This window comes from Desulfatiferula olefinivorans, from assembly GCF_054657895.1.
Genome location: NZ_BAAHXV010000001.1, coordinates 248,656 through 264,414, shown reverse-complemented (window position 1 = coordinate 264,414; position 15,759 = coordinate 248,656). Strand labels below are relative to the sequence as shown.

At 61.2% G+C, this 15,759-nt stretch carries 13 protein-coding genes; 8 read left to right on the top strand and 5 right to left on the bottom strand.

Going from position 1 to position 15,759, the window contains the following annotated elements:
* Positions 1–8: 8 nt before the first annotated feature.
* Positions 9–2,888 carry a choice-of-anchor U domain-containing protein gene (locus tag ACYQ11_RS01045; protein WP_459921876.1) on the top strand — a complete coding sequence of 960 codons (2,880 nt, stop codon included), beginning with the start codon at positions 9–11 and terminating at the stop codon, positions 2,886–2,888.
* Positions 2,889–2,945: 57 nt separating this feature from the next.
* Here the strand turns inward: ACYQ11_RS01045 and ACYQ11_RS01040 are convergent, their stop codons facing one another.
* Positions 2,946–3,407 (bottom strand): PaaI family thioesterase, encoded by a 462-nt coding sequence (locus ACYQ11_RS01040; protein ID WP_459921875.1) that lies wholly within the window; start codon positions 3,405–3,407, stop codon positions 2,946–2,948.
* Between the two features lie 733 nt (positions 3,408–4,140).
* Between ACYQ11_RS01040 and ACYQ11_RS01035 the strand changes: the two genes are divergently transcribed.
* Both ACYQ11_RS01035 and ACYQ11_RS01030 read left to right on the top strand, forming a co-directional pair.
* A complete protein-coding gene (locus ACYQ11_RS01035) occupies positions 4,141–4,935 on the top strand; it encodes an ankyrin repeat domain-containing protein (protein ID WP_459921874.1) in 795 nt (264 codons plus the stop codon).
* Positions 4,932–5,369 carry a MaoC/PaaZ C-terminal domain-containing protein gene (locus ACYQ11_RS01030; RefSeq protein WP_459921873.1) on the top strand — a complete coding sequence of 146 codons (438 nt, stop codon included), beginning with the start codon at positions 4,932–4,934 and terminating at the stop codon, positions 5,367–5,369. Before ACYQ11_RS01035 ends, ACYQ11_RS01030 begins: the two co-directional genes overlap by 4 nt.
* Here ACYQ11_RS01030 and ACYQ11_RS01025 read toward each other — a convergent pair.
* Positions 5,333–5,926, bottom strand: a complete 594-nt coding sequence (locus ACYQ11_RS01025) for a class I SAM-dependent methyltransferase (RefSeq protein WP_459921872.1) — start codon at positions 5,924–5,926, stop codon at positions 5,333–5,335. The two genes, ACYQ11_RS01030 and ACYQ11_RS01025, sit on opposite strands and share 37 nt — an antisense overlap.
* Positions 5,927–6,347: 421 nt before the next feature.
* On the opposite strand from ACYQ11_RS01025, the gene ACYQ11_RS01020 reads away from it, so the two are divergent.
* Together ACYQ11_RS01020 and amrS are read left to right on the top strand one after the other, a co-directional pair.
* Positions 6,348–7,082, top strand: a complete 735-nt coding sequence (locus ACYQ11_RS01020) for a ZIP family metal transporter (RefSeq protein ID WP_459921871.1) — start codon at positions 6,348–6,350, stop codon at positions 7,080–7,082.
* 18 nt (positions 7,083–7,100) lie between these two features.
* The gene (gene amrS / locus ACYQ11_RS01015) at positions 7,101–8,117 is read left to right on the top strand and encodes an AmmeMemoRadiSam system radical SAM enzyme (protein ID WP_459921870.1); all 1,017 of its coding nucleotides are present in this window, start codon (positions 7,101–7,103) and stop codon (positions 8,115–8,117) included.
* Between the two features lie 24 nt (positions 8,118–8,141).
* Here the strand turns inward: amrS and ACYQ11_RS01010 are convergent, their stop codons facing one another.
* Entirely contained in the window at positions 8,142–9,062 is a 921-nt protein-coding gene (locus ACYQ11_RS01010) for a prenyltransferase (RefSeq protein ID WP_459921869.1), read from the bottom strand.
* Positions 9,063–9,543: 481 nt separating this feature from the next.
* Here ACYQ11_RS01010 and ACYQ11_RS01005 point away from each other — a divergent pair, with 481 nt between their 5' ends.
* Positions 9,544–11,100 carry a caspase family protein gene (locus tag ACYQ11_RS01005; protein ID WP_459921868.1) on the top strand — a complete coding sequence of 519 codons (1,557 nt, stop codon included), beginning with the start codon at positions 9,544–9,546 and terminating at the stop codon, positions 11,098–11,100.
* Between the two features lie 16 nt (positions 11,101–11,116).
* A complete protein-coding gene (locus ACYQ11_RS01000; protein WP_459921867.1) occupies positions 11,117–11,668 on the top strand; it encodes a hypothetical protein in 552 nt (183 codons plus the stop codon).
* Between the two features lie 9 nt (positions 11,669–11,677).
* Here ACYQ11_RS01000 and ACYQ11_RS00995 read toward each other — a convergent pair whose 3' ends face one another.
* Both ACYQ11_RS00995 and ACYQ11_RS00990 read right to left on the bottom strand, forming a co-directional pair.
* Positions 11,678–12,196: an HD domain-containing protein gene (locus tag ACYQ11_RS00995; protein ID WP_459921866.1), complete on the bottom strand. Its 519-nt coding sequence runs from the start codon at positions 12,194–12,196 to the stop codon at positions 11,678–11,680.
* Positions 12,197–12,215: 19 nt separating this feature from the next.
* Complete coding sequence (locus tag ACYQ11_RS00990; protein WP_459921865.1) at positions 12,216–14,069, bottom strand: B12-binding domain-containing radical SAM protein; 1,854 nt, start codon at positions 14,067–14,069, stop codon at positions 12,216–12,218.
* 443 nt (positions 14,070–14,512) lie between these two features.
* On the opposite strand from ACYQ11_RS00990, the gene ACYQ11_RS00985 reads away from it, so the two are divergent.
* Complete coding sequence (locus tag ACYQ11_RS00985; RefSeq protein ID WP_459921864.1) at positions 14,513–15,682, top strand: CAP domain-containing protein; 1,170 nt, start codon at positions 14,513–14,515, stop codon at positions 15,680–15,682.
* Positions 15,683–15,759: the final 77 nt, after the last annotated feature.

The following is a 15,759-nucleotide window of genomic DNA, read 5'->3' as shown; positions in this document are numbered from 1 at the left end:
AGAACGCAATGAAGACCTTCTTCAGACTGATCACGGCGACGCTGGTTTTCCTTCCGGTTTTCGCCGGAACCGCCGGGGCCTTCAACCCCGACACCCATGAAAACCTCATCGTGTTCGATGCGGACGGCGAGGTCACGGCCAGCTACCATATCGACGACATGACCACCGCCGTCCTTTCATCGGGCGCCGACCAGTACACGGTTCACTCCCGAATCTACGGGGATCCCGTCACCCTGCCGCCTGCGGAACAGAGCCGCGTCCTGACCGTGGACGGGGCCGCCGCCCTGGTACCCAACCTGCTTGCCGGATCGTTTCCCGCGCCGCCCGCCGGGCTTCCCCAGGTGTCCCTGTTCGGATTCGACGACGCCATGCTCGGCGGCACGGGCGATCCTCTCACCGGCATCGCCTGCGCCCCCTCACCCGGCACCTACGATCAGACCATTGCGGTGACGATCACGGCCAGTCCCGCCTCGGCCACGGTGGAATACCGCCAAAACGGCGGGGCCTGGGTCCATGGGGGCAACACGGCGGAGCTGTTCATTTTCCAGACCACCACGGTGGACATGCGGGTCTTCGGATCGGCGGACGGACGGACGGCGGAATTCGTCATCGCAAGAAAAGGAGGGGCCGCGTCGCTCACGGTGGATTCGGACCATGACGGTTTCCCGGACTGCTGGGAAACCGCCCGGGGCCTGAATCCCCTGTCCAATGACCGCAACAGGGATACCGACGGTGACGGGTGGACCGACGTGGACGAGATCCTTCGGGGCAGTGATCCGAACGATCCGGGGGCCCGACCCCTGGACAGTGACGGCGACGGCTGGAGTGATGCGGACGAAATCCTGCGGGGCACCGGCCCCGCCGATCCCCTGGACAGGCCCGCGGCCCTGGGGCTGTATGAACCCGAACGGCTGATCTCGGGCACCTTTTATGCCGATGACGTCGCCGCGACACCCCTTGCCGCCATGACCTTCACGGTCCGGACCCTTGCCTCGGCCACCGTGGCCGAGGGGGTCAGCGACGCCCAGGGGCGCTACGGCCTGCCGTCGCCCCTGCGTCTCCGGGCCGGTGATCCCCTGGTCGTCCGGGGGACGGGCGTGATCTGCGATCAGTTTGCCGTCAAGCGCTACCTGCCCCTTTTGACGGATCTTTCTCCCCAGGACCTCGACGGACAGACCTGGGCCGACGCGGACGAATGGGAGGCCCTTTATCTGGACCACCTCCGGCAGAACCTCGTGGTCACGGAAAATGCATTCGACCTCACCCCCCGCCACATCCAGACCCTTTCCCTTCTAGAGCGGGAACTGGAACTGTTCCAGGGCCTTGCGCCGGGCCTGTTCATCCTGACCGGCACCCTGTCCCACGCCCCCTACGCCGGGACCCTGACGGATTTCGGCCTGCTTCTGGCCGACAAGGGCCAGAGCATGAACGATCACATGGACGATCTGGATCGTCTGCTGGACGAAGCCCAGGTTTGTTTCGGCCTGCGGAGCCACATGGATACCGTGTACAACACCCTTTCCGCCGATGATCCCCTGAATCTTGAAAAACAGATGGGCGTCCTGCTCCAGAGCGAGCACGGGCTCTACCTGGCCGCCCTGATGCTGACCGGCACCATGGACGAACTGATCGCCGATGCCGTGGACCTCTGCCTGACCATCACGCCGGATTCGGACAGCGACGGAGACGGCATCAGCAACGCCGACGAGGTTCTCCTGGGCACCGACCCCGACAACGTGGACACCGACGGCGACACCATCCGGGACGGGGCCGACAACTGCCCCCTCATACCCAACACCGACCAGGCGGACCTGGACGGCGACGGCGTGGGGGATGTCTGTGATCCCGACCGGGACGGCGACGGCGTGTTGAACGACGACGAAACCGCGTTGGGCCTGGACCCGGACGATGCCGATTCGGATGACGACGGGCAAAGTGATTACGACGCCTATGTGTTCCTGACCACCCCGCCGGGCCGGCCCCTGATCACCAGTCCGACGGAGGGCCTGACCGATTGTTCGCCGACGCTGACCGTCACGGCAAGCGCCTTTGACGACCTGCCCGGCGACAGCCACCTGTCCACCCTCTGGCAGATCGGTCTGGATGCGGCCTTTGCCGATACCCATGATCTGGTGCTTTCCGTGGACACAGGCGAGGCCACCCGCCTGACGGAACTCACCGTCCCGCCCTTCATTCTGGAAGCCGGGGAAACCTACGCCGTCCGGGTGCGCTACACCGACCGCCGGGGCCTTTTCTCACCCTGGTCCGACGCGGTATCGTTCACCGTGGCTCCGTCTGCGGCCGACGCCGATCAGGACGGCATTCCCGACGACCAGGCCGTGGACCCCGATACCGACACCGACGGTGACGGCACGCCCGATGCGGACCAGCCCGAGGACATCAAATGCGTGAACACGGTGGTGGCCGGGGATGTCCAGGTCTGCGTCAAGCGGGACCTGAACGTGGCCTTTATCGCCGCCGTGGAATCGGTGGATCCGGAAACCGTCATCGATACGGACAACCGGCCCGATCAGCTGCCCGTCGGCCTCCTTACCATGCGCCTGTTCACCGACGCCCCCGGCGATACGGCCCGGGTCCGGGTGGTCTTCTCCCGTCCGATCGCGGACGGCACCCGCTGGCACCGCATCGAGGCCCTGACCGGCTGGCGCGACGACACCGTCCAGACCCAAGGCCCCGACATCAACACCCTGACCCTTTCCCTCACCGACGGCGGCCTGGGCGACGCCGACGGCGTGGTCAACGGCCTGATCGTCATGACCGGCGGCATCGACCTGCCCCTCGCCGCCCTCACCGAACCCGATGACGGAAACGACGGCGGCGATGGGGGTGGCGGCGGCTGCTTCGTCCAAACCGTCTCATCCCCCTGATCCCCAACCGAAGCGCCCCGACCACCGGGGCGCTCCGGCCGATCAAAACACATGCCGTCAGGGTTTGGTCTCGCCAAGCACGTCCTGCCGCCGGTCCATGGGGTACTGGGTGAAGGTGCCCAGGCCCGTGGCCACCAGATCGCCGCTTTGCTGCTCCCGGATATCGCATTCGGACACGATCAGACGTTTGCCCGTGTGCTTGACCGTCCCGTGGGCCATCAGACGATCGCCCGGCCGGACCTGCCTCAGATAGTTGATCTTGAATTCCACCGTGGCGCAGAGATTCCCTCGGGACACGGCGAAGGACAGGGCCGCCACGCCCAGGGCCCCGTCCATCATGGCGGCCGCTACGCCGCCGTGGGCCGAATCCTTTGCGGTCAGATGGTCGGGACCCACGGTCAGGGTATAGGTGACATCGCCCACAGCGTTGACCGTGAGGGTCATGCCCAGAAACCGGTCGAAGGCGACGGACCGGCGGTAGTTCTCTTCAAACAGAGCCATCAAATCGTTCGTGGTCATGGAAAACCTCCGTCTTGGGGATGGGTCGGCCGGGGCCGTGCCGAACGTGTTACACAGTCGCCTGAAACGTGATTTTTTGCGAGACCCTCAACCTTATCCATCAATCCCCCGCCAAGTCAAGGGCGGGTCTTGTATGGTCCAGGGTAATCGCATGTTTCATATCCTTGAAGAAAAGCCAAAAACGGCCTTCGTGAGAATCTCAGCGGATTGATCTCAGATCAATCCTGTCGACTTAAACACACGACACCCTCTGTGCCTTTGTGTCTCCGTGAGGAATCACATAGACCGTCCCCATCAAAGACGCCGGTTTAATCGCTCTCACAGAGGCACGGAGACACAGAGAACGCCGGACATGCCGGGGCATGTCGCACGGCAACGATCCTCTGGGCATCCCATGCCGTGACGGAAAAGAGCCCCCCCTCTTTTTCGTCATGGTCAAACCATTCAACCACCCGGTCGCTGCGCGCCCTGAAGAGCGCGAAGGAAATGGGGGGTGTCAATCCCTGACACACGGCATTTCATGAACCGCCCCCCACAGGGCGACCCATGGGGCGTGCGGGATAGACATGCGATGGCCCTGTTGTATGGTCGGAGACAACCCTTCAGAAAAAATATGTTGATTAGCCGTCGATGCGGACGTACATAGAACCTTGCGCCGGATCGGGCGGCGGCAGGAATCGTTCCGCGCCCGTCCGGATTTTTTTAAACAACCTGCTTTACGGGAGTCGGACAGATGGTGTTTGCGCGTAATGTGAGTGTGGCGGTCGCGGCGGCGGTCGTCGTCGGGGTAATCTGGTGGATCAGGCGCAGGAAGGCCCATGCGCTTCATGATGCGGCGGCGGCCGGCGACCTTGCGCGCATCGACGCACTGATCGCCGGGGGACATGCCGCTGACGCGATATACGAGGAGGTGACACCCCTCCATGTGGCGGTGATGAGAAACCGGCTCGACGCGGCCGCACACCTGATCGCCAAAGGGGCGTCCGTGACCATGAACACGGCCGCCGATACCGGCGTTACCCCGCTCCATATCGCGGCCACGATCGGAAACGCCGAGATGACGGATCTGCTGATCGCCCATGGGGCGGATGTTGAGGCCCGGGCCTCCAATGGCGAGACCCCGATCCTGACTGCGGCGCGGTTCGGCCACAAGGAGCTGGTCCATCGCCTGCTGGGCCACGGGGCAAGCCTTGAGGCGACCGATGCCAAGGGCGACAGCATGCTCTTTACCTGTATCTTTTCCAACGACACCCGGGCGGCGTCCGTTCTCCTCGAGGCCGGCATGGATCCCAACGTCATGGACAAGGACCGGCAGGCCTCAGCCCTTCACGCCGCCATGGTCCTGGCCCTTCATACCGGCGACACGGAGATGGTCGAATGTCTGCTGGCCCACGGCGCGGATCCCCATGTCAAGGACCATCACGGCATGACCCCCCTCAAGATGGCGAAAATCGCCAAAAAGGACGCCCTGGTCACCCTGCTCACCGCCCGCGGTGCAGGGGCCTTTGACGCGAAAGGAAGGTCATGATCTACTTTGAAGACATCGTCGTGGGCGAGCGTACGAGGGTGGGCCATTACGATCTGACCGAAGAGGACATCCTGGCCTACGCCCGAACCTGGGACCCCCACGAAACCCACATCGATCCCGAGACGGCCAAAAAAACCGTCTTCCAGGGCCTGACGGCCGCCGGTACCCATCTGATGGCCGTCACCGTCCGCCTGATGGTCACCAGCCCCACACCGATACACACGCTGGCGGGTCTGGGCTGGGACGAGGTGCGGTTTCTGTCCCCGGGCCGTCCGGGCTACACCCTGACCTTGTACCGGACCTGCATCGGCAAGCGGCCCTCCGCTTCCAGGCCCGGCTGCGGCATTGTCAAAAACCGGCTGGAACTCGTCAACCAGGACGGCCTGTTGCTGGTCAGTTATCTGGATACCGTCCTGGTGGCCCTGGCCCCCTGATGGTGCGGTTCGAGCACCGCCCCCATGCCGAGAAAGAAACGGGGACGGCCTGTGACGGTCAGGCCGGACCGGGCCGCCGCGGCCAGAGATGCGGTGAAGGCCTTCCGGCTCACGTGCATGGGGGGTTCCACCATCAGAAACCGTCCGCCCGGGGCCATCAGACCGGCCAGTTCATCGAAAAAGGCCTGCTGATCCGGCAGTTCGTGCACCACATAAAAGGCCACGGCAAAATCAAAGAGGCCGGTGAGACCAAGGGCGGTTTCAGTGCAGGGATGAAGAATGATCCGCTCCCGAAGGGGGCTGTTCTCGATTTTTCCCGCGACTTTTTCCAGCATGCCGGTCTGAAGGTCGCAGGCCACCACCCGGCCGGACCCGCCCACCAGACGGGCCATGGGAAGGGTGAAAAACCCGGGGCCGCAGCCCACGTCCAGGGCCCGCATGCCTTCCTTGACATAGGGCGACAGAATTTTTTCGGGGTTTTGGACCCAGGCTCGCAAACGGCCGTCAAGGCGGCCGGATCGTTCAACGGGACAGACGCGGTGTCGGGCGGATGTCATAAAAAATCTCCGGATTGAGTGATCAGTCTGACCGTATCCTACTCAGGATCGCGATCCGGTTCAAGTCTGACGGCTTCGCAAAACGTCCGATTTCTGCGTTGCGCGTCATCCCTCGTCACTGCGGCGTACCCTAAGTACGCCTCATTCCTTACGGATTCGCGACGCCTTGAACTCGAACGTTTTTCTTTGCCGTCATGTGATGAGGTTTGACGAGTTCATCTCGTCTGCTTTTTCAAAACTTGCATCCTTGTCGGGGCGGTGGTAAACTGTGAGCCTCTTTTGATCACCCGAGACAGGCCCATGGGCCCTGATCATCCGACAACGGTACGTTTTTCACATCCATTGACACTGCTCGCGCGGGATCTGCCCGACGCAGGCCGCGCATCCTTTTCACGCATCACGGCGAAACGGGGGTGCCCGCATGGAAAATACCTTCTGGACCGCACTGTTCACCAGTACCCTGGCGGCACTCGTCACCACCCTGGGCATTTACACCATCCGGCGTTTTACGGGGTGGGGAGAACGCAACACGGCGTATTTCATGTGCTTTGCGGCCGGGGTGCTGATCTCCGCCTCGTTTCTGCACATCATCCCGAAATCCCTGGACATGAATCCCCGATCGCCGTCCTACCTGCTCGCCGGTTTTTTCGGCCTGCACCTGTTCAACCGTTTCCTGACGGCCTTTGTCTGTGAAAAGGACCCAAATGACCGAAACTACGCCTTCGGGGTGGTGCCCATGCTCGGCATCGGATTCCATTCGCTGATTGACGGGGTCATCTACTCCATTTCCTTTACGGTAAGCATTCTGACCGGTGTTCTGGCGACGCTGGGCATGGTGCTGCATGAATTTCCCGAGGGAATCATCACCTATCTGCTGCTGGTCCGCAGCGGATTTACCGAAGGCCGGGCCATGGTTTGGGCGTTTCTGGCGGCGGCGCTGACCACGCCTCTGGGTATGCTGATGTCCTATCCCATGATCCGGCGCATCGAGCCCAATGAACTGGGGGCGCTTTTGTCCCTTTCTGCGGGCGCCCTGATCTATGTGGGAGCCACCCATCTTCTGCCCCGGGCGGAGACCGAGAAAAAGAAATACTCCATGGTCGCCCTGGCCGGCGGGGTGCTGGTGGCCTTCATCATCGTCACCTCAAAAACCTGATTGTCAGGGGGAGGACCTATGGTCAAGGAAGCCATGTTGTACGAGGGCATCGAGGGCGGAAAGGTCCGCTGCGGGCTGTGCAGCCACCGGTGCACCATCGCGGAGGGGAAACGCGGGCGCTGCGGGGTGCGTGAAAACCGCGGAGGCACCCTGGTCAGCCTGGTCTACGGCCGGGTCGTGGCCGAGCACGTCGATCCCATTGAAAAAAAACCGCTGTATCATTTTTTCCCCGGTTCAACCGCCTATTCCATCGGGACGGTGGGCTGCAACTTTCACTGCATGTTCTGCCAGAATTCGGACATTTCCCAGTATCCCCAAAGCCGGGGAGGGGAAATCATCGGGGAGGTGCGGACCCCGGAGCAGATTGTCGATGCCGCTGAACGGACGGGCTGCAAGTCCATTGCCTACACCTACACCGAACCGACGGTTTTCTTCGAGTTCGCCCATGACACCGCCGTCCTGGCACAGGCCCGGGGCATCAAAAACGTGTTTGTCAGCAACGGGTTCATGAGTGAAACAGCCGCGCGCACCATCGCGCCGGTGCTCGATGCCATAAATATCGATCTGAAGGCCTTCACGCCGTCCTTCTACAAGGACCTCTGCGGCGCCCGGCTCGAACCGGTGACGGACACCATCCGGCGCATGAAGGATCTGGGGGTGTGGGTGGAAGTGACCACGCTGGTCATTCCCGGCCTGAACGACGGCGAGGACGAGCTTCGGCAGATCGCCCGGTTTATCGGCGGCGTCGATAAAACAATTCCCTGGCATGTGACGGCGTTTCATCCCACCTACCGCCTTATGGATCGCCCCCGCACGCCGGTGGCCACGCTGCGACGGGCCCGGCAGATCGGTCTCGAGGAAGGACTTTGCCATGTGTACGAAGGCAACGTTGCCGATGACGAGGGGGAAAAAACCTGTTGTCCCGGCTGCGGGGCCGCGGTCATTTCCCGGGTCGGGTTCGGCATCGTCCGGAACCGTCTGACAAAAGGGGCCTGCCCCTCATGCAAAACGGTTGTGGCCGGGGTCGGTATGTGAATCACGCCAACGGGTCCGGCAGATTCAGGACAGGGGCGCCAGTTTTTCCAGCATATACCCGATGCCCAGAAGCACCTGGGTGAGCAGGATAAAGGTCACGTTGTGCCCCAGGGCCGGAACCAGGATACTCCGGTCGTTATAGGACCGTGACCCGCGGATCGCCTTGACGGCCCAGGGCAGGGCCAGCAGGGATAAAAGGCTGTAGACCGGCATGACGACCGTTCCGGTAATCAGGGTCAGCGCCACGCAGCCGGCGATCCATCCGTAAACCGCCCAGGTGGCCCGGGCAAACAGGGTCACGGCGGCGTCCATGCCGAACAGCACCGGGGTGGTTTTCCGGCCGCCTTTCCGGTCGGCGGCCACATCGGGAAATTCGTTCAGAAGCAACAGGTTGTGGACCAGAATGCCGCTGGGCACCGAGGCGACCAGAATGGTTCCGTCGTAACGGCCGAACTGGATGAAGTAAAGGGCCAGAAGGGGCAGAATGCCCAACCCCAGCCCCGGCGACCATTCGGGCCAGGGGGTTTTCAAAATCACCGGGGTGTACAGCACCAGGCAGAGCACCGCCACGATCAGAAGCGGCATCAGCATCCAACCTTTCTCGATGCAGAAAAAAACACCGATGGCAAAGGCCGCAAGGGTGGTGACAATGCCCACCCACAGGGCCTGATTCACCCCGATTTTCCCCTCGGGCACCAGTCCGCTGCCCCCGCTGAAGGGGGTCCGCTCCACATCGAGGTCGATCCCGCTCTTGAAATCGAAATAATCGTTGACGGCATTGGCGCTGCCGTGGGTCAGCATCAGGCCGAACCCGGCCAGCACCGCATGCCACACATTGACCGGCCCATCCAGCCAGGCCATGGCCGTTCCGAGGAAGGTCAGCACCACGGACAGGGTGAGAAACTGGGGTCTCGTTTCCATAATCCACAACACCAGCCGTTTCATGGGCGCTCCTTTCTTGACGGCTTCGTAAAACGTCCGATATCTGCGTTACGCGTCATCCCTCGTCACTGCGGCGTACCCTAAGTACGCCTCATTCCTAGGGATTCGTAAGCCTTGATCTCGAACATTTTACGAATCCGTCCAAAAACTTACTTTTTACGAGATCATCTTTCTTAACCGTCTCATCATAGAAAAAACATATCATTGTCAACGCCCCCCCCGGGGAGCCTTGAATGGATATCGGTTCTCCGGCCGGACCGGCCGATGAACACCAAAACCTCTAAGACGAATTCCCCCGTAAAGTCAACCGGTTTTTCGCCGGCCGAGACCGGGATGCATCCCGCATCAGGGGCCACGGACTGCGGCCCCATCGCGAAAAACGGCTGTTTTCTAAAGTTGAATGATGAATGACCGATGAAACTGTGGTATAGGGTTAACCCATCCATGCCGTGCTGCAACATCAGAAAAACCACAGGGGGGACGTATGACATGTCGGCTCAAACCGTTTTTTTTCTTTTTGCTTGTTTGCTTTGTCTGGATTTCGGCGGCCGCAGCCGCCGATGACCGGGGCCTTGTCTTTTCCAAAGGAAACAAGACGGCCCTGGTAATCGGCAACGGGACCTACGCCTCAGCGCCGCTGAAAAATCCGGTCAACGACGCCCGGGACATGGCGGCCATGCTCCGGAAAAAGGGTTTCGATACGGATCTGATCATCGACGGGTCCCAGCGGGACATGGAGCGGGCCATCCGCGACTTCGGGAAAAAAATCATGAAGGGGGGGACGGGCCTTTTTTATTATGCCGGCCACGGCATGCAGGTCAACGGGGTCAACTACCTGATTCCCATCGGGGCGGACATCATGGCCGAAGACGAAATCAAGTATGAATCGGTCAATGTGAACATGGTCCTCAGCAAAATGGAAGCCGCCGGAAACAATCTCAATATGATCTTTCTCGACGCCTGCCGGAACAACCCCTTTGCCCGGAGTTTCCGGTCGGGAAACACGGGACTGGCCCAGATGGACGTGACCCGCGGCGCGGTGATCGCCTTTGCCACGTCGCCGGGAAACACCGCGGCGGACGGAGACGGACGCAACGGCGTGTTCACCAAACACCTGCTCGCCCACATGGACACCCCGGGACTCGAATTGTCCCGGATGCTCAAAAAAGTCCGGAAAGACGTCCGCCTGGAAACACAGAACATGCAGGTCCCCTGGGACGTGTCCTCCCTGGAAGGGGATTTTTATTTTTCTCCGTCCGGCCCGTCGCCCGCGCCCCCTCCGGTCAAAACCGCGAGCCCTGACGTCCCGGCATCCCGGCCGTTCGGCGACCCGGATCAGGAGACCTGGGATCTGGTCAAGCAGTCGACCTACGCCGAAGATTACGCCTATTATCTCAAGCAGTTTCCCGACGGACGATACAGCACGCCCGCCAGACTCAGGATGCGCCAGCTGTCGCGGACGGAGGAACCGCCCCCCCGGAAACCCGAGACCGTCCAGATTCCCATGAACCTGTCCCACTGGGAAAAAATGGAGAGCCGAAACCCCCGGGCCGATGTCGATGAATACGACCGGATGCTTCGGCTTCGCGGGGCGGCCTGGACCAACGGCCGGAAAGACAAAAACGGGCATGTGGACGGCAACGGCATGGTCACCCGGGAGGTTTACGACCTCAACGGGCGGACCTTCAGGGCAAAATTCAAGATGAACAGCCCCGGAAAATATTCGGCGGTCAGCGTCAAGCCCACGGCCATGCCCATCGCCCACGTTACCACCAACAATTCCTGGGCGGGCAGCTTCGTGATCCAGTCGGACACCTGGTATTACATCCGGGCCCGGGTCACCGATGAAGGCTGGTGGGAATCCGTTTTGTGTACCGAAAACTACGACGACAAAAGCGGCCGCGTGGCCCAGCGCCAGGGCGGCAAACTCACCGACAAGCAGGTCAAGGCCCTTTCCCGCTCCAGCCTGACGGCCAATTTCGGCGACAACTATGCCGGAACCTCCGCCTTTCTTTACCTGGCGGAAATGAGCATTGAATAACATCAAGGGAGATTCTATGATACCCAAGGTTCCCATCGCCCGGGCGATGATTCTGATCCTCCTCGCGGCCTCGGCGGTCTCGGCCGCCCCCCGATCCGCCAGACACCGATTCGGCACACCTGCGGAAGGGCCGTCCCAACGACTGGCCGTCGGGATTCAGGGCCATACAGACATCGAGGCGTTCACGGACCGCCCCCTTTCCAACGGGGATCTGTCCGGCACGCTGTTCTACGAGTACCATGAAGGCATCGGCCTCTGGCAGATCGGGGCCGCCTATGCCCCCTCCGCCGATCACGCCGATGAGGTGTTCACGCCCCAGATCAGCCTGATTCTCAAAGACCGGATCTACCGCATGGGAACCGGGGCCCTGATCAGCTATGTGAAACAAGACGGGGATCGCGACTGGACCGACGTCTACTGGCAGATTTTAGCCGGCCTGTCCATTCCCCTGGGCAAGCGCTTCAGTGTGGATGTCTACGGGCATTACGTGTTCGAGGCCTGGGACGAAATCACGGATTCGGACCGGGGGGGCCTGGAGTACTCGGCCCTCCTGTCGGTGTCGTTCTGACCGCCGTCCCTATCCGGGAATTGCGATGCCCCACGCCTCACGGATCAGAGAAGGGATATCATTGATGACGCTGCGCCGATAGGCCCAGTTGAGGACGGTTTTGTCCCGGGCCGCGGCGGTGCAGAGCCGGGAGGGATCGGGAGTGATGCCGACCCGCCCCAGATCCAGGCGATCCGCGTCCCAGCAGGTCTGGATGGTCAGGTCGGCCTCGGTGTCGCCATCGGTGTGGCGGACGCAGGCTTCATAAAGCAGGTCGAATTCCTCGTCAGCCAGATCGAACACCCTGCCCCGCAAGGCCAGGGCCAGCTCAGCGCCCCTCAGGCCGTGACCGGGATCACGTTTTTCCGTCACCCGGCCCGAATCGTGAAACAGAGCGAACAGTTCGACCACCCGGGGCCGCGCCCCATTGATCGCATACAGCCGCCGTCCGTTTTCCAGAACCCTGGCCCAGTGAACGATGCCGTGCCGTCCGGTCGCGTTCTGGGCATACTGAGCCAGGACCGCGTCTACCAATGCCTTTGAAATCATGCCTCACTCCCCGACCTGATCACGACCGGTGGATAAACCCCCGGACATAGCGGGTGAACTGCCGTTTGATGTTCGGATCTTTTTCGATGTCGTACAGGCGCTCGACGGATCCCCGGATGTCGCTGTACGAGGACAGGACTTTTTCCGCGTGGTCCTTGTACTGACTGACGATCAGGGGCACGGCGAACCCCACGAACATGTCGTTGAGCCTGGCCCTGAAACTGTCCCGGCCGCTTTGGGTGGGATAGAGAAAACTTTTCACCATCATGTAGAACGCGCTTTTGAAGGCGCTTTTCATCTGGCCCACATGGTTGATGGCCTCGTAGGCCATGTGAAGCACCACCAGGGGGCTGTTCTTGAGCCGCTCCGAGGGAATCCGGTTGCCTTCGGTCAGGTCGCAGACCACCAGGCTGATCAGGTAATCCATGGTGCCGTTTTTCGCCCACAGATACCGTTCGGTCTTCTGGCTTTCGATGAAATCCCGGGAACCCGGCAAATCCGACAGGGGGGTGGCCTGGATGCCGATGTGGTGCTCCACGCAGAACCTGCCGTACTCGTGGCCCGTGTTGTCGTAGATGGAATGAAAAACGTCGTAGGGCAGGCCCAGGATGAAGGCCCCGTGGATGGCGATGCCGTGGCGCTGGATTTTCCGGATGCGCTCGGAATAGTACTGCCGGACGGTCTGTCCGCTTTTCTCGATGTCGCGGACCACGCTTTTCCCCACGGCCTTGAGGTTTCGTATGTCCAGCGATTCGAAGCCGATAAAGAAATGGGAGGCGCCGGACAGCCGGAGTTTCCGCAAAAGCCGGTCGTTATCGGCCACCTCGATGGAGGTCTGCACCGTGTAATTGATCCTGGGCTTTCGGGCGATGATCCGGTCGAGCATCTCCTCCAGCCGCTTGCCGCCCAGAAGGATGTTGTCGGGCAGAAAGAAAAACAGGCGGTTCTGAAGGGTCACCCCGTCTTTTTGAAGGTGTTCGATTTCATTGACAAAATCGTCGGCGCTTCGCAGGGTGAACCGGCGCAGGTCTTTGGGCAGGCTGGAAATCGAACAGAAACTGCAGGAATGGGGACAGCCCAGGTAGGGCGCCGTGGGGTTGATCCTGATTTTCTCGGCCATCAGGTTGCCCACCAGGGGAAAACGCCGAAGGAAATTCAGTTTCATCGGCGGCATGCCGGTGATGTTCGGCCGCCCCCAGACCCTGTCCTCGATCATCTTGTACCCGGTGTAATGATCCTTGAGGGTTTTTCGCGAGAGATCCCGCATCACCCGTCCCATCACATCGGCGTCGCCGCCCCCCCGCACATAGGTGACAAGCTCCGGATAAGGCACGTACCTGCGGATGAACAGATCCACGTCCTGACCGCTGGTCGACACATGGATGCCCCCGATGACGACCGGTATCTTCGCCTGGTTGAGGGCGATGGCCGTGCAGACGGTGGTGGGGAAGTTGGAGCTCATCGAGGAAATCAGCACGGCCTCGGGCTTGCCGTGTTCGATGATCAGGTCCCGGATCCGGTTTCTCAAGCCGTCGGAAAGAATCACCTGGGCATCGGGGGCGAATTTCGCCACCTGATTGGCGATGTAGATGATGGCATACCCTTCGATGGCGAAGGTCTCGACCATGCCCATCTTTTCCTTTCGGGGGTCGAAATCCAGAAAATCCAGATAGGTCGCTTCGGACAGATCCCGCACGTCGCGGTTGGCGATGTATCCCAGAAGCTCGAGGGGGGTCTTGCAGACCCCGATACTGTCCATCAGGTTGTAGGTCACCGGATTGTAGACGATGTAGTATTTTTTTTTCATGATTGACGTTTCCATACGAGCGAGGGTCAGCGACGGCCGGAGCACCGTCCGTCGTTTTTCGGTCATGTCTACCCGCACTTAACCGGATAAGCCGGGCGGCGTCAACGCTTTTCCCCGCGTCTCGCCGCAGCGCCCCGGCCCCGACCTGCCCCGGCTGCAACCGGGTAGAATCCCCTGGCGTGCCGCGGCCTTTTTTTTCAGGCCTCTTGGCGGACCCGTTTTACCGAGCAATGGGCCGGCCCCGAAAATCAACCATAAGTAAAAGTTTTGTAAGGTCTTTGTTTCAAAGAAAAAGACGACGTCGGTGCATGCGGAAGCTCTGTCTTCTCGAAAGGGAAATGGGTTCAACCGATGGCCCTCGATACGCAAGGGGGTGATGACTATGTTTTTTGACATTGCGGCACGATTCTTGTTTAATAAATCCTTATGTTACAGCATGAATTGAAACAGACGGAAACGTTGCCGGGCCTTTGAATCGACGTTTGTCACGTCGGTAGGGAGAATAGATCATGGGTACACTCGCCGTATCGCTCAAACGACTCGTCACGGGAATCTTCGCCCTGCTGATTGCCGCGGCCCCGGGAGAGGCCGTGGCGTGGACCGTTCCGGAGGATATGCCGGAGCCGAATCCGCCGATGATCAGATCAGAGGCCCCCCGACCCCTGCGATCCGCCCCGAAAACCGCCAAAGCGGTTCCCTCTGTGGAGTGGACGTTTCATAAAACGCCGGACAACCGTCATCCCGACCCCCATGAACAGCAGCTGCTCTGGCTGATGAACCGCGCCCGGGCGAATCCGGCCCGGGAAGGCGAATGGCTCGCAAACTCGGGTGATCCCGATGTGATTGGCGCCGTGGCGTATTTCAATGTCGACCTTGATCTTCTCCGTGACGAATTTGCAGCGATCGAAGCCAGGCCTCCTGCCGCCTTCGATGTCCGTCTTTACGCGGCGGCGAAGGCTCATTCGGACGATCTGATCGCCCGGGACGCCCAGGACCACACCGATCAGTTCGCACGGGTGACGTCCGCCGGTTTCTCTTTCACCGCGCTTCGCGGCAATGTTTTTTCCTACGCGAAGCATGCGGTCCACGGTCACGCGGGATTCAATATCGACTGGGGCGGCGGCGACGACACCGGCATGCAGCCGGGCCGGGGTCACCGGCTGGCGGTCATGTCCATGGACGGCGACTATACCAATGCGGGGCTATCCATGGTCAGCGAGACAGACGACGGGACCCGGGTCGGCCCCCTTGTCACGACCGGCAACTATGCCCATGCCCGTGAAGACATCCCCGATCACCACAATCGTTTTTTGGTTGGCACCGTCTTTGAAGACCTCAACGGCAATGCGACGTATGATCCGGGGGAAGGGTTTGAAGGCATCACCGTCACCCCCGACCGGGGGACCTATTTCGCTGTCACCGCCGACAGCGGCGGCTATGCCCTGCCCGTCGAATCGGGCGTCCTTGAGGTGACCTTCAGCGGTGCCCGCCTCGGTGACGCCGTCGTCACAACGGTCTATGTGGGGGACGACAGTGTTCTGTGCGACCTGACGCCGGCCGACCATGCGATCGACGAGACGTCCGGAAATGATGCGGCCGGCGATACGGACAGTTCGGACGGCGGAGGCGGTTGTTTTATCGACTCCGCAGGCCGGCCGTACGACACAGGGACAGATTGATCAACGGTGTTCAACATCCGTCATATATCGACGGTTTGGCCGTATGTCCGCAATCTCCCGTCCGAGTCGAAGGGGCC

Coding starts and splice junctions, on each gene's coding strand:
- ACYQ11_RS01045 (WP_459921876.1), top strand. CDS start 9: ATGAAGACCTTCTTCAGACTGATCACGGCGACGCTGGTTTTCCTTCCG.
- ACYQ11_RS01040 (WP_459921875.1), bottom strand. CDS start 3,407: ATGACCACGAACGATTTGATGGCTCTGTTTGAAGAGAACTACCGCCGG.
- ACYQ11_RS01035 (WP_459921874.1), top strand. CDS start 4,141: ATGGTGTTTGCGCGTAATGTGAGTGTGGCGGTCGCGGCGGCGGTCGTC.
- ACYQ11_RS01030 (WP_459921873.1), top strand. CDS start 4,932: ATGATCTACTTTGAAGACATCGTCGTGGGCGAGCGTACGAGGGTGGGC.
- ACYQ11_RS01025 (WP_459921872.1), bottom strand. CDS start 5,926: ATGACATCCGCCCGACACCGCGTCTGTCCCGTTGAACGATCCGGCCGC.
- ACYQ11_RS01020 (WP_459921871.1), top strand. CDS start 6,348: ATGGAAAATACCTTCTGGACCGCACTGTTCACCAGTACCCTGGCGGCA.
- amrS (WP_459921870.1), top strand. CDS start 7,101: ATGGTCAAGGAAGCCATGTTGTACGAGGGCATCGAGGGCGGAAAGGTC.
- ACYQ11_RS01010 (WP_459921869.1), bottom strand. CDS start 9,062: ATGAAACGGCTGGTGTTGTGGATTATGGAAACGAGACCCCAGTTTCTC.
- ACYQ11_RS01005 (WP_459921868.1), top strand. CDS start 9,544: ATGACATGTCGGCTCAAACCGTTTTTTTTCTTTTTGCTTGTTTGCTTT.
- ACYQ11_RS01000 (WP_459921867.1), top strand. CDS start 11,117: ATGATACCCAAGGTTCCCATCGCCCGGGCGATGATTCTGATCCTCCTC.
- ACYQ11_RS00995 (WP_459921866.1), bottom strand. CDS start 12,196: ATGATTTCAAAGGCATTGGTAGACGCGGTCCTGGCTCAGTATGCCCAG.
- ACYQ11_RS00990 (WP_459921865.1), bottom strand. CDS start 14,069: ATGACCGAAAAACGACGGACGGTGCTCCGGCCGTCGCTGACCCTCGCT.
- ACYQ11_RS00985 (WP_459921864.1), top strand. CDS start 14,513: ATGGGTACACTCGCCGTATCGCTCAAACGACTCGTCACGGGAATCTTC.